This window comes from Nocardia abscessus NBRC 100374 (genome assembly GCF_000308455.1).
GTDB classification, from domain to species: domain Bacteria; phylum Actinomycetota; class Actinomycetes; order Mycobacteriales; family Mycobacteriaceae; genus Nocardia; species Nocardia abscessus.
Genome location: NZ_BAFP01000028.1, coordinates 45,542 through 57,646 on the forward strand (window position 1 = coordinate 45,542; position 12,105 = coordinate 57,646).

The 12,105-nt window shown below is 62.8% G+C and carries 16 protein-coding genes; 10 read left to right on the top strand and 6 right to left on the bottom strand.

Features of this window, described 5'->3' with window-relative positions; genetic code table 11:
• Nucleotides 1-402 precede the first annotated feature (402 nt).
• The 6 genes from ON19_RS04705 to ON19_RS43575 all read left to right on the top strand — a co-directional run bounded on the left by ON19_RS04705 (nt 403) and on the right by ON19_RS43575 (nt 5,526).
• Nucleotides 403-1,692, top strand: a complete 1,290-nt coding sequence (locus tag ON19_RS04705; protein ID WP_043687362.1) for a Fic family protein — start codon at nt 403-405, stop codon at nt 1,690-1,692.
• Between the two features lie 329 nt (nt 1,693-2,021).
• Nucleotides 2,022-2,195 (top strand): hypothetical protein, encoded by a 174-nt coding sequence (locus tag ON19_RS41655; protein WP_157229589.1) that lies wholly within the window; start codon nt 2,022-2,024, stop codon nt 2,193-2,195.
• Between the two features lie 242 nt (nt 2,196-2,437).
• Complete coding sequence (locus ON19_RS04710; protein WP_043687364.1) at nt 2,438-2,758, top strand: hypothetical protein; 321 nt, start codon at nt 2,438-2,440, stop codon at nt 2,756-2,758.
• A 15-nt stretch (nt 2,759-2,773) separates the two neighbouring features.
• Complete coding sequence (locus ON19_RS38685; RefSeq protein ID WP_157229590.1) at nt 2,774-4,189, top strand: WXG100 family type VII secretion target; 1,416 nt, start codon at nt 2,774-2,776, stop codon at nt 4,187-4,189.
• A 297-nt stretch (nt 4,190-4,486) separates the two neighbouring features.
• Nucleotides 4,487-4,846, top strand: coding sequence for a hypothetical protein (locus tag ON19_RS04720; RefSeq protein WP_157229591.1), 360 nt, complete (start codon nt 4,487-4,489; stop codon nt 4,844-4,846).
• Between the two features lie 551 nt (nt 4,847-5,397).
• Nucleotides 5,398-5,526 (top strand): hypothetical protein, encoded by a 129-nt coding sequence (locus ON19_RS43575; RefSeq protein ID WP_255218367.1) that lies wholly within the window; start codon nt 5,398-5,400, stop codon nt 5,524-5,526.
• 605 nt (nt 5,527-6,131) lie between these two features.
• Here the strand turns inward: ON19_RS43575 and ON19_RS04725 are convergent.
• Complete coding sequence (locus ON19_RS04725) at nt 6,132-6,338, bottom strand: DUF397 domain-containing protein (protein ID WP_083899143.1); 207 nt, start codon at nt 6,336-6,338, stop codon at nt 6,132-6,134.
• On the bottom strand, nt 6,328-7,227 hold the full coding sequence (locus ON19_RS04730; protein ID WP_043687367.1) for a helix-turn-helix domain-containing protein: 900 nt from the start codon (nt 7,225-7,227) through the stop codon (nt 6,328-6,330). The genes ON19_RS04725 and ON19_RS04730 overlap by 11 nt, the downstream gene beginning before the upstream one ends.
• A gap of 518 nt (nt 7,228-7,745) precedes the next feature.
• Between ON19_RS04730 and ON19_RS39940 the strand changes: the two genes are divergently transcribed.
• From ON19_RS39940 to ON19_RS04745, 4 genes are all read left to right on the top strand, one after another.
• On the top strand, nt 7,746-7,988 hold the full coding sequence (locus ON19_RS39940; RefSeq protein WP_051168537.1) for a hypothetical protein: 243 nt from the start codon (nt 7,746-7,748) through the stop codon (nt 7,986-7,988).
• On the top strand, nt 7,985-8,521 hold the full coding sequence (locus ON19_RS04740; protein ID WP_157229592.1) for a hypothetical protein: 537 nt from the start codon (nt 7,985-7,987) through the stop codon (nt 8,519-8,521). Before ON19_RS39940 ends, ON19_RS04740 begins: the two co-directional genes overlap by 4 nt.
• Nucleotides 8,518-8,727 (top strand): hypothetical protein, encoded by a 210-nt coding sequence (locus ON19_RS41295; protein ID WP_086006594.1) that lies wholly within the window; start codon nt 8,518-8,520, stop codon nt 8,725-8,727. Before ON19_RS04740 ends, ON19_RS41295 begins: the two co-directional genes overlap by 4 nt.
• Nucleotides 8,728-8,924: 197 nt before the next feature.
• Nucleotides 8,925-9,179 (top strand): hypothetical protein, encoded by a 255-nt coding sequence (locus ON19_RS04745; protein WP_157229593.1) that lies wholly within the window; start codon nt 8,925-8,927, stop codon nt 9,177-9,179.
• 153 nt (nt 9,180-9,332) lie between these two features.
• Here the strand turns inward: ON19_RS04745 and ON19_RS41660 are convergent, their stop codons facing one another.
• The 4 genes from ON19_RS41660 to ON19_RS04760 form a co-directional block, all read right to left on the bottom strand.
• Nucleotides 9,333-9,587, bottom strand: coding sequence for a hypothetical protein (locus tag ON19_RS41660; RefSeq protein ID WP_157229594.1), 255 nt, complete (start codon nt 9,585-9,587; stop codon nt 9,333-9,335).
• Nucleotides 9,588-10,211: 624 nt separating this feature from the next.
• Nucleotides 10,212-10,673, bottom strand: coding sequence for a PIN domain-containing protein (locus tag ON19_RS04750; protein WP_043687374.1), 462 nt, complete (start codon nt 10,671-10,673; stop codon nt 10,212-10,214).
• On the bottom strand, nt 10,673-10,921 hold the full coding sequence (locus tag ON19_RS04755; RefSeq protein WP_043687377.1) for a ribbon-helix-helix domain-containing protein: 249 nt from the start codon (nt 10,919-10,921) through the stop codon (nt 10,673-10,675). The genes ON19_RS04750 and ON19_RS04755 overlap by 1 nt, the downstream gene beginning before the upstream one ends.
• A 268-nt stretch (nt 10,922-11,189) precedes the next feature.
• A complete protein-coding gene (locus tag ON19_RS04760) occupies nt 11,190-11,843 on the bottom strand; it encodes a Uma2 family endonuclease (protein ID WP_051168538.1) in 654 nt (217 codons plus the stop codon).
• Between the last annotated feature and the right edge of the window lie 262 nt (nt 11,844-12,105).

The window sequence follows — 12,105 nt, forward strand, 5'->3', positions numbered from 1 at the left end:
AGAGCGAATGCTGTCGCCAGCCCCGCCGCCGCATCGGGAGACTGCCGCAAAGCTCTTGTTCGGCGCTGTCCAGACGCGCTACCCCGGATGAGCAGGTCGACATCGTTCAGTGCGTCCCGGTCTACCCGTGTGTTTCGACGTGGTGCAGCAATTCGATATCCGACCGGACCACGTGATCAGTGGATATGGCGGAACGTCGCCGGCACGGCGCGGTGCGGAGGTGGGCGGCGCGAAGTCGACAAGTCGGCCGGTGACCGAGGGTGCGAGCAGCGGCTCGATGCCCCATCTTCGTCGGGGCGGCGTCGGGAGTCGGTCCACCACGGTCAGCGCCCGCGTGTGGACTGGACAGAGCTCCGGCATACTTATTAAAGGTTATCTGTTAACCTTTAATAAGGAGGTGGCATGGCTAAGTTTGCGCAGCGGCGGTGGGTTGGCAACTTGGATGGCGGTGGCCTGTCTCGACGAGACCGTGGCTCCGGCACGTACCACGCGTATCTGCCCGATTCGTTGGCTGGCCGCCGCGTCGTTTTGACCAGCGAAACCGCCGCCGACGTCGTCGATGCGGAGGTGGCGATCACCCGTCTCGATACGGAGGCGGTGGCGCTCGTCGAGACAGAAGCGTTGTCTCGGTTGCTGCTGCGCGCCGAGGCCATCGCATCGTCACGGATCGAGGGGTTGGTGGTCGGCGCGCGTCGACTGCTGCGCGCGGAGGCGGCGCGTCAGCTCGAAGGAGAATCATCGGATGTGACGGCCGCCGAGGTGCTGGCGAATATCGATGCCATGGCTGTGGCTGCCAATGCGGTCGGCCGTGGTGAGTCGATCACCGAAGATGTTCTGCGCGAGATTCATCGACGGTTGCTCACGGGCACCAGGCTCGCACAGCATGGCGGATGTTTACGAGAGGTACAGAACTGGATCGGTGGCAGCTCCTTCAATCCCTGCTCGGCCGTCTTCGTTCCGCCACCGCCGGAGCTCGTACCCGAGTTGATGGAGGACTTGATCTCGTTCTGCAATAGCGACGATCTGCCCGCTGTCACGCAGGCCGCCATCGCGCACGCGCAGTTCGAGACAATCCACCCGTTCATCGACGGCAACGGCCGAACCGGTCGCGCGTTGATCCACCTGATACTGCGCCGCCGCGGCGTGGCGGAACGCGTCGTCGCGCCTGTGTCGCTGATTCTCGCCACGTGGAGCGACAGCTACATCGACGGTCTGACTCGATTTCGGCACATCGGTGCGCCCGATTCCGAGCAAGCTACCGACGATCTGAACATTTGGGTGGCGCGTTTCGCCGCCGCCTGCACTCGTGCGGCGCAGGATGCTACCGCTTTCGAGATGAAGGCTGCGGAGTTGCAAAGGTCGTGGCGCGATCGAGTGGCGCCGGTGCGGGCGAACTCCGCGCTGGACCTGCTGCTCGGCAAACTGATCGGAGCTCCGGTCCTCACCGTCGCCACGGCGTCGGCACTCATCGGACGCAGTTTTCCCGCTACAAACGCCGCTGTGCAGCGTTTGGCCGAAGCCGGAATTCTCCGCCAGCTCAGCGTGGGCCGCCGCAACAGGGCCTTCGAGTCACCCGAGGCGATCAGTGCTTTCACCGCCCTGGAACGGCGTCTCGCCAGCCCGGATGGAGACACGCAAACATCCGACCCAGCACGTCCGGTGCCGTCGAAGAATATGCCGCCCGGCCGCTGACCGAGGGCCACAGTCGAATTGCTGTGCGTCGTTGAATGGGCATCCTCATCGGGCTCCGCGCAGCCGGAGTCGGCTTCATAATCCGGCCTCGATTGACCGACGCATACGGCAGTGGCGGACTGTCCGGTTTTCGTTTCGAACGCTGAGCGAAGGAGTGCTTGGCGAACATACGAGCGGCTTCCGAGGAGTCGACAGTGGGCAAAGGCACCCGCTCTCATGATTCGGCGCCCCGCTTCGATAGCCGCTGAGTACTACCAGCAGAGCGGTAAGGCCCGCTGTTTCGGCACTCCCCCTGGTGGTCCCACTAGCCGGGGACCTCGGAGTTGGGGATGTACGCGCCCGCCGCGCCTCCGATCGCCATGCCGCCGAGCACACCGACGATCAGGCTCACCGGCAGGCTGATGCAGCAGCAGTCCGCCGGCGGCGATCCCGATGACGAGGCCCACGATGGTTCCGCCGACGCCGGGAGGGGTATGGGGATTGTTCCGCTCGGCCTGTTCTAGCGCTGGATTCCCAACATGACTGCTAACTAAGAAGCTTTCGCTGACGCGCAGTCCACGAGGTTCACCGGCTTCGACCCTCCGCCGCTGCACACCCGCCTGAGCTTCACTGCGGGTGTGGCTTGGTCACGTGAGGTAGGTCTGAGGATGCCCGGTTAAACTGTATCGAGCTCGGTCGTCCTGAACGGCAAGTTGTACTTGCAGGAGAGGTGCGACATCCCGAGTGCGGGGTGAAAGGGGGAGGTATGGCATTCGAAGTAGACCCGGACACGCTGCGCGCGGCGGCAGGTTCTATGGCTCTGTTGCCCAGCGAAATCGATCGCGCACCGCACCTGGGCGCTGGCCCGGTCACCGACAAATTGAAGGGCTCCGCCGTCGGGGCGGCGATCAGCAGCAGCGATGGCAGGAGCAAGACGGCCAAAGATGTGTTGCGGGCTCGGTTCAACCAGTTCTCCGCACTTCTGGCGTTATCTGCCGACAAGTTCCAGAACACAGATATCGACGCGGCCAACCGGCTCGCGGCAGTTCCCGATATCAACTCTGGCGACCCGCACGGGGGACGGTAAGTCATGCCCACCCCTATGGATGTGCTGAACTGGGATGTCTCCGGCCTTCAAGCGGTTGCCGACAACGCCACTCGCATCGCGGAAGCGATCATTACGGCATCCAATACGATGCACGGCACGATTTACGGCCTCCCTTGGAACGGCGATGCGAGAAGGGCAGCGGAGGGACGGGCTGATCGGGAGCAGTCCCAGATGCGCGCCATCGCAACCGCTTACGATGACCTAAGTTCTGCTTGTGCTGGGGCCGCTCGCGATATGGCCCACCCGCTTTCCGAGATCCGCTTGATCTTTCAGCACTACGTCGCGCTGCCGGTGACGGTCGGTGACGACTGGAGCATCAGTGGTGTAGAAGACTGGAATTCTGAATCAGGAGCGCAACTTTCAAGACTCGTCGGACTGGTCTCGACACTCGAGACATTCGACGCGCAGTGGGGCGCGAAGATCGCGGCTGCGAATGACGAACTCGCGGTCATGGCGCCCGAGTCGGTGCTCGCAGCGGCCAACGCCGCGATCCAGGCCGACCGGTCCGAGGATTCGAGGGCAGACCCTGAACGCATACGCACCTCTGCTGCGGCGTTTCAGCAGGTGTTCGGTCGGCCACCGACCAGCCCTAACGACTGGACCACTGCGGAGGCGCTGAACCCGAAAAGCTTCGACCCGAAGTATCAGGGAGTAGGGCCGGAGATCCGGGTGGTACGTATCAATCCTGTCCAAGATCAAGGTGTGGTGCGGACCAGTCAGTACATCGAACAGCGCGATGTAACGAGCTTTCCACCCACGAACCGGGACATGGGTGACAATCGGACGGCTGACCCGAACTTCGATCCTGAACACACGCGTGTCGCTACGTATGTGGACTATGAGAACGGCATCGTCGTCATTCGGCAGAATCCATCGGTCGATCAGAATCCCGATGGTAGTCCTGGAGTGTCCAAGGTCGGCACTCCTGAGGCGACCGTATGGCAGACGGACGACGGCGCAGTTCGTATCCGCTATGACGCCGCCAATCCGTTTGCGCCCGACATAGCCAGGAATCCTCCAGGGCCGATGTCGGAACATCCGATATCGGTCAACGGCGACTTAGTCTTCGTTCCGGGCGAGGACGGTGTTCAAGTACAAGGTGCTCGATCGGATTACCCTTCCCTCGAGGCTTACCAGGACCGCCCGGACGGCAGCACTCGGACTATTGCCGTGGATCCAGCGGCATCCGGCCGTTCGTGGGGGCCGGGTGTGAACTTGCCTTTCCATCATGAGCTTCCCGGTACCGATCCCAACGTCTTCGACCAGTTCAGGACGTACCAGGAGTACCCGGGCGATCAGCCTCCTGGATTCCCGGTGACGACCGATCTTCCAGGGACTGTGGCAGGGACGCCGGACAAGGCTCCGTCGGTTCGCACGATTACCGAGGACGATCATCCGTTGGGCAGGTAGGGTCCGTCGTCCGATCCAGCACCAAGGGCTGCGGCTCATGTTTCAGAGGGAGGGTGAACGATGGTCGGCCTCCGCGCTCTGCGGACGGGTTCCGGGTATTGGACTGCCGCGACTTGGACCACTTCGCTGTGGTTCATTCCTCAGCTGATCGCCGTGGCAGCCGCAATGGCGGTGATCTACCCGGATCGCAATGAGCCACCTGTCGGCTGTTACTTGACCATCTCCGCTGTCGGCGCGCTCATCGGAGTTGGATCGGCATGGTCGAGTTCTCCGAAACTCAGAGGTGTCGCGCTCGGCGTGCTCACCGCGTCCGCGGTGCTGCTTTGTGTACCGGCACTGCGGTTCTTTCCCCTCGCGCTACCGCTGGCGGCGATCTGGATCACGGTCGCTTCCGCCGACGAGGACGAGAGTTCGACCTCTGGGTTCGGCCGAGCGCACTTCGCCGGATGCTCGGTGGCCATGCTGGTCAATGCGGTTCCCCTGATTGCCACGGCGTACTATCTGCTCTTCCTGTACGCCTTCGTCTTGGCTGCTGAGATAGTGATAGTCGTCATCCTGTTGCTGTCGAAGGGTAGGGCTCGACAGTTCGGCACAGGCGTCGCGATCTCCTGGCTGGGCCTGAGCGTTTCGATCCTGGTGTCACTGCCCGTGTGGTGACAACAGCGCTTCTATTCCTGGCGACCAAGTGGGCCGATGAGTCATACCGGCCCGCTTTCGGGCATTCTTCAGCCGGTCCCCACCATTCACACTCATACCCCGTGCAGAAGAGCTCCTGGTGAGCTGGGCGCTCGGCTGAGCGTCCGCAACTGAACAGCTCAACGAGGGCACGGACTCCGCTCGAGTCCGTGCCCTCGTTCGCGTTCGGCCGTAGGTGGTTGGCGTTTCCGATTCCGCATGAGTCGTGCTCTTTCCGCTCTTCACGTTCGGTACCAGCGGGCAGCACTATTCACGTCGCGGCGGCTCGGAGTACCTTTACCGTTGGACTTATTCGGCGGCGGAGGGGCAGAGGGTTGGCCGGCGAACAGCCATCATTGTCGGTGCAGACAGATGAAGTCAACGCATTAGGGCGCTTGGCATTCGATGTCGCCACTCAGTGCCGGGACGGGTATGCGGCACTGGAGACCGATGTCCGGGACATGTTGGAGAGCTGAACCGGTTCCAACGCCGGCGCTTTCGTAGCCGGATGGGAGGAGTTCCACCAAGGGGCGGTGCGGGTGTGGGATGCGCTGTTCGAGCTGGCGGAGAAGCTGGGGATCACCGCGGACACCGTCCGCGAGTCCGACCAGGCATTCGCCACTGGTGTCAGGGTGCTCGCTTGGAAGACGGTACGGAGATAAGAATCAGAGACAAAAGTGAATCGGGTGGTGTGACCATCGACATCCTTTATCCGGGAAGTAAGAGGCCAGCGAAGGTGCGTCTGCCGTGATCGAGAAGCTGGAGAATTTTCTTCTTTACAATGTCTCCGACGATTGGGCGGCCATCGGTGAATTCGGCGGCACGGTTGAGAAGATCGCCCCCGAAGAATATTCGCGTGCATACGTTCTCGCAATACTCCGAGAGTTGGCTGACAAAGGTTACATCGAGTTCGGTGCATTCCCGGGCGGTGGTCGGTCGTGGGAGGTCTGGACCGTCGGTACGGAGGAAGCGATCAGGCGTGTCTCCCACGGTTACAACGGAGTTCCCGGATATTTAGGTATACGCGACGACGACCGTGTTCCCGCGAGTGGCACATCGCTGAGAGGTCTACTCGCGAATTGCCGCAGCCGTGTGCCACTCACGGCCGTCGTGCAGGTTGCGGGAACGCCCACAGCTGAACTCGACTCCCTCGCCGAACGGGTTGCTGCCGAGGGAGGTTCGTTCGGGGCGTGCGTCCGACCGCGGAGCCCGGTGACTTCATCATCGAGCCCGTTAGGTGTGGTGCGATTTAGGGATCGAAACGTGTTCAGCTGTGGTCGAATTCGCCGTCATTGGTTCCGGCGAGGAAGATGTCCCATGCGGCGGGGGTGAATGTCAGGGCCGGGCCGGTCGGGTTCTTGGAGTCGCGTGTGCCGACCATGCCGTCGTTCAGGTGGGCGACCTCTACGCACTGGCCGTTGGAGGCGCTGTAGCTGCTCTTGAACCAGCTTGCTCCGGATAGGTCAACGGTCACTGTCATAACTCCTTGCTACCCGGCGGAGCAGGTCTCGCGTGGTCTTCTCGTCCAGTGCCGTCTGGCGGATCGCGCTGGCCATTTCAGTGTAACGCTGCACTATTTCGGGTCTTTCGAGATAGAGATCGCTGCTCATCCCCCCGTCCAGATAGACGACTGGGGGCTCGATCGGCGACCCTTTGCTGTCGGTGCCGAAGTCCAAGAGGACGAACGAGCCGTGCAAGATGCCGCGTGTGTATCCGGCCGACCACGGGTGGATGCGCAGCGTGACGTTCGGCCGGGTGCTGACATCGGCTAGATAGCGATGTTGCTCGGCCATCACTTTCGGCCCGCCGACCATTCGGTACAGCGCTGCTTCGTCGAGAAGCACGTGAAGATCTACGGGACGGGTCTTGCGGGTGACAGCCACCTGCCTGTTGAGGCGAACCCGCACGCGTTGTTCGATTTCGTCGGCCGAACCGTCGTGCAGAAACGCCCCTATCAAGGCGCGGGCATAGTCAGCGGTCTGCAACAGGCCGGGCACTTGGACCTCGTAAGACGTCAGCCGCCGAGCTGACCGCTCCATGCCGACGTACATGTTGAAGGCATCCGAGAACAACCCGCCGAGCGGAGTGATCCCGTCCTCGTCCCGTGCCGTTGCCGCGCGCGATGCCAACCCCACCGCCTGTTCGGTGTGCTCGGGGTTCACCTCGTACAGCATGCACAGCTCGCGCACGTCCTGGCGGCGGGGCTTCACGGCGCGGCCGGTTTCCAGGCGTTGTAGTCCGTTGAAGCTGAGCTGAACTTCCTTGGCGGCGACGGCGATCGTCAGTCCACGGCCTTCGCGCGCCTCGCGCAGAAATCTGCCGAGCTGGCGGCGCAGCAGCGTCGGCGACTCGATCTCGGTCATCGGTATTCCCCCAGGTAAATGAATCCAGCACTCGGTCTGAACCGCATCCATTGGTACCCCAAAACTCGATGCTGTCTTGGGCTTTCGGAGAAGTTGTCCTGAATATGCGGATCTGGTCTGTGAGGCCGTGGTCCGGCTGGTGTGCTGTGCGTGCGCCAGGCCGCTGAACAGGGTTTTGTCGGTTCGAAGCGGCGAAGCATTCTGCGATAGGGCGCACTTCCGACTTACTCGACGGCAGGGGGATCAGCATGCAGGAAGGCCCGTTCCGAGACACCCCGACCACCCGGTGCGCGTTCTACCGCCGTATAGGCGGACTCGCTGCGGGCGTTGACCCGCACACCGGATGCATCACGGTCCCGGCCGGAAGCGTATGGGGATTGGGGATGGCTGGGTATCTCGGTCATGAGGTCCGCGAGGAACTCCGGCGGCGTGGATGTGCGACAGGACCGATCGTGTCGTACCCGAGATCACGAAGCTGGGTCTTCCTTGTGCGACCTGACCTACCGGACTCTCCCACGGTGTTCGCCCAGCTGTATCGGGCCGGTATCGCGGTCTACGGTCACGGCCGTGTGATCGCTTTGCCGTCTCCGGCCGACCGTCCTCCGGCGGTGCGGCATTGGGTCGAGCGGCCTCGGGACGGCTTCCGGCCCTCGGCGATGGTCGTGGTCACGGCGATCAGCCGATGCCTTCCGCCGCGGGCGATCGACTTGTCGGTGCTCGGCGCCGCAGGAGCTTCCGCGCCCACCAGGGGAGTGCGGTGACAGCCGACCCGCGAACACATCCGCACCAGAACGGATCTCGTGGGCTGTGCCTGCCCGGCACTCGAGCCTTCTTCGATATCTTCAACGGCCGGACGCGGCCCGCCGACGCGATGATTGTGTCGGCCGTGGGACTGCTCGGCGTGTGGGTGCGGCATTACGAGAGCGGCAAGCGGGGTCGTCCGATGGATCGACGGCTCGCCTATCTGATGGATCTCCATATCTGGGCAATCGACCGCTATGTCGAGGATCTGCTCGCTGCGGCGGGCCGAAAGGGTTACCGGCCCGCCGCGGACGTGCAGGAAATGCACTACTCCTATGGCGAGATGGTCAGCCTGCTCACGGCGGACTTCGTGCGATGCCGTCGCGAGGAGCGGCAACTCGGCGGGATCAGCGACGACCAGGTGCTCCACCATGTGCGGCACTGGGACGGGTTCAACGCCATGGTGAACGCGGTGGCCGCGGGGCGAGTACGGCTCGGTGTTTCGCGCACCGTGCAGGCTGGGTCTTCCGGACCGCAGGAGCCGAAAACGTGACGACTCCGCGCCCGGGGGAGCCAGATGTTCACTTGCGGGTCCTGCTCGACGGCGTGAGTCTGGACTTCGCCGCCTGCCACACCGCAGCTATGCGGTTCATTCGCGAGTGGCGCGCCGTGCGACCCGCTGCCGACCTCACCGTGATTCCCGGTACCACCATCGCGTTGCCGCGTTTGCCGTGCGAACGCCTTTACCTGGAACCGTGACGCGCGTCGACGCGGAACGATAGGTCTGCGAGCAGTAGCGTTCGAGTCACCCGATAGGGGGATGTCGCCTCAGCCATAGCAAGTCGTTGAAACCGGATGGGGCGTCGAGACGTCGAAGTATGGTGCCGGGCCGAGTGCAGCGGGACACATTTGCTCGGGTTACGTGCGAACCATTGACAACGATCAGGGGAGTCGAGATGAGAATGGTCACGAAGTCTGTCATCGCCGGTGCCGTCGCCGCAGGGGCCATGCTCGCAACGGCGGTGACCGCGTCGGCGGCACAGGAATTCGACACGGTCGCCGCGCACTGCTTCCCCTCACCGAAGGACGGAAGCTGTGTCACTCCGCCGAGCAACGTGAGCTGGGACAATTGCGAAATGGTCCGCCATGCCGCGGCGGACTGGTACTGCCGCGAGGTAGCGCCCGGGCGCTACACCCTCACGCATCGCTGATGATGTCAGCCCGGACTCGGCTGACCGTCGCAGCGCAGCCATGCGGGGATTTTCGCTAAATTGCCTTACGGCCAGTTTGCTAAAAGTAAACGCACCTCTGCCAGCCTACTGGAGAGGTGCGTTCGCTCACAAAGCCGACGAATAATTCACAACTCAGCGCCTGTGACCCTGCAGTTCATACTTGTTGAAGTGAGGAAGATAGTTGCAGCTCCACTCCCTGAACTCGCCGGCGAATTTGCCAACATTGGCTCTGCCGAAGTTTTCGCACTCACCTTTGGACGCAAACTGATGCGACCGCCCGTCGACATAGATAGCGAGCCATGTCTCGATGTCGGCGGATGCGGTGCCCGCAGCTCCGAAAGCCAAGCTCAAAGCAAGAGCCGCGCCACCGATCAGCTTTGTAATCATTTCCTCCCCTTACCTATACACGGCTTAACTGCCGCTTCCTCAGATTACATGATTTGGACGCTGCCGCAACAGTATTGGCGTCTGCCTGTTGTACGTCAGGTCTTCGACGGCCATCATGCTTCCCCTCGAACCGCAGCGAGGCGATGTGGCGAACGGGTGGGACCTAGCGGGCAACTCTGGAAGGGGAAAGCTAGGTCTACAGTTCGACGGACGAAGGCGGGAGGAAAAGGGTGCAACATGGCAATGTGATACAAATCACAATATTCGCTGGAACCGACTGGGGTGTTGAAACGTCGGCAAATTATGCCGAGGCCGAGTGATTCGAATTCAATTCGTAAGAGGCCGACCAGAGAAATTTGACACGGCTGCTTGGCATTGCATCCATCGCCGAAAACGGCAACTGTAGCCATCCTCCGTTGCAACGTGAGCTGGGAAGCATGCGAAATGGTCCGCCATGCCGCGGCGGACTGGTACAGCCGCGAGGTAGCGCCCGGTCGCTACACCCTCACGCATCGCTGATCGAGTCGGCCGTGAGTGGCACATCATCGAGAGGTCTACTCGTAATTCGCCACAGCTGTGTGCCACTCGCGAAGCTCGTACGCGTCGGCGCGCTCCGGCGGAGCATCATCGCTGGAGATCGTCCGGTAGTACTCGGAACGATTTGTGCTCGGTGAGTGGGGTCACGGCACGGAAGTCTCTTCGGTCGAGCGTGAGTACTTCGTTGGTCTCGTAGTCGGCGGCCAGGGCTACCGTCACCGCGCCCGCGATGTCCAGCCGCAGGGCCGGATAGAGCCTGCGCACGGCGTTGGCCTGATCGAGAACGTCGGCAGTCACCACAGCGATCTCGAAGTGCTCGGTGCGCGTTTGGGTGGCCAGGTCTTCGAGCATTTCGGTGGAGACGCGCTGGCCGAGTTCTCGACGCGCAACGTGGTCGACTTCGGCTAGAACGAGCGGCGACAGGATGACGAGTCCGGCTTGTTCCAGGACCAGAAAGGCGCCGTCGCTGTCGGGTGAGGAGGTATCGAATGCGGCGATGAGCCCCGAAGTGTCGGCGATGACGATTCCCGGGCCCTCGATGCCCAGCATCACCGGGTGTCCGAGTTGTCGCCGAAGTCGTCGGCGAGGATGTCGTCCACGCGTTCGGCAAGCGTCGGATCGCCGCTCGCGAAACGCCTCAAACGCAATGGTTCAGATCGGCGGCGCACCCGCATCGCGGCCAGATGTATTGCATTGCGGATGATCTCTGCCTCGCTGACATTGCTCCGCGCAGCGGCCTCTTTGATGACGGCTAGGTCTTCGGCGTCGGCGTAGACCATGGTGCGCTTGAGAGGCATATGAGTATTGTGGCATATATGCCACCGTGGGGAGGTGAGACCGGCGCGCGCATCGTTGGCGATGTTCGGTACGGCCACCCAGGGCCGGTGCGGACCGGAGGGTTGGGGACGGCGTCCGATCCCTCGATCCGGAAGCTCTTGGTGCGGCCGTCGAGTCGGGCGACGAGTTCGGACGGGGTCGGTCCGAGTTCGGTGCGTCGGCTGAGGCGGCGGTCGCGACTACGTCGTGCGGCTCTCCGAGGGGAGCGGCGATATCAATTCGCGCGAATCAGAACTCCAGGTCCGACCACGGGATGTGGATCGGGAACGGGAAGTCGATGGTGATGGCGTCGGAATCACTCGGTGACCACTTGCCGATCAGGAGGTAGTTGGCCGGATATAGCGGGTGCGCGCCGGGTGGGAGCGTGCCGGGGGTGGTTTCCAGTGCGTAGGCGCGGATCATTGCGATGGTGCTCTTCTTGCGCGCGAGCGTTACTTCCCAGTACCAGGGGATGCCCGCATCGGCGTAGCGCCTCTGCTCGTCCTGCGGGTCGATCTCGATGCTCGACGGAGAACGGATTCGGCCTGCGAGTAGCACGTCTTGGGCGTGAATGTCCTGGTAGGGGGCGTCGAGGCGGCGGTAGACAACGACGTCGGGGGTGACGAAGTCCGACTTCCCGGTGTCGCCGAAGAAGACGTTGGTTTCGAAGTCCACGCGCCACCAGCTTTGTGGCTGCTCGGCCATGCCGTCGCGTGCGCAGCGCTTGAGTGCGCTGGTCAGCGCGAAGGTGAACGCTTGATGTTCGGCGGGTCCGCGCCGTCGCCAGACGACGCGCCCGTTCCACAGCTCGATCTGTGCGGCGATCTCTTCGGGTAGCTGCTCGAGATCCTCCCAGGTCATGAACTCCGGCAGGTCGGGGCGTTCGACGCCTGGACTCGACATGGTCTTATGCTAGCCCGGTCACCGGCCATTTCCGCTGGTCATGAGCGGGACGAAACCGGGTGCTCACCGACCCCGATTTTGCCCTGGTGAACCCCTTGCCTACACTAGAGCGGTTGCCTGGGCACCTCCATGTCCGCATGCGTGCGCTCGGGCGATCGAACCTCCTCCGGTCGGCAAGGGTCGGCCGGACCATCCGAATTGTCGTAGGCCCACCGCCGGCCGTGCCGATGTGCACGGTGGCGCTGTATGGGAACCGCGGCGA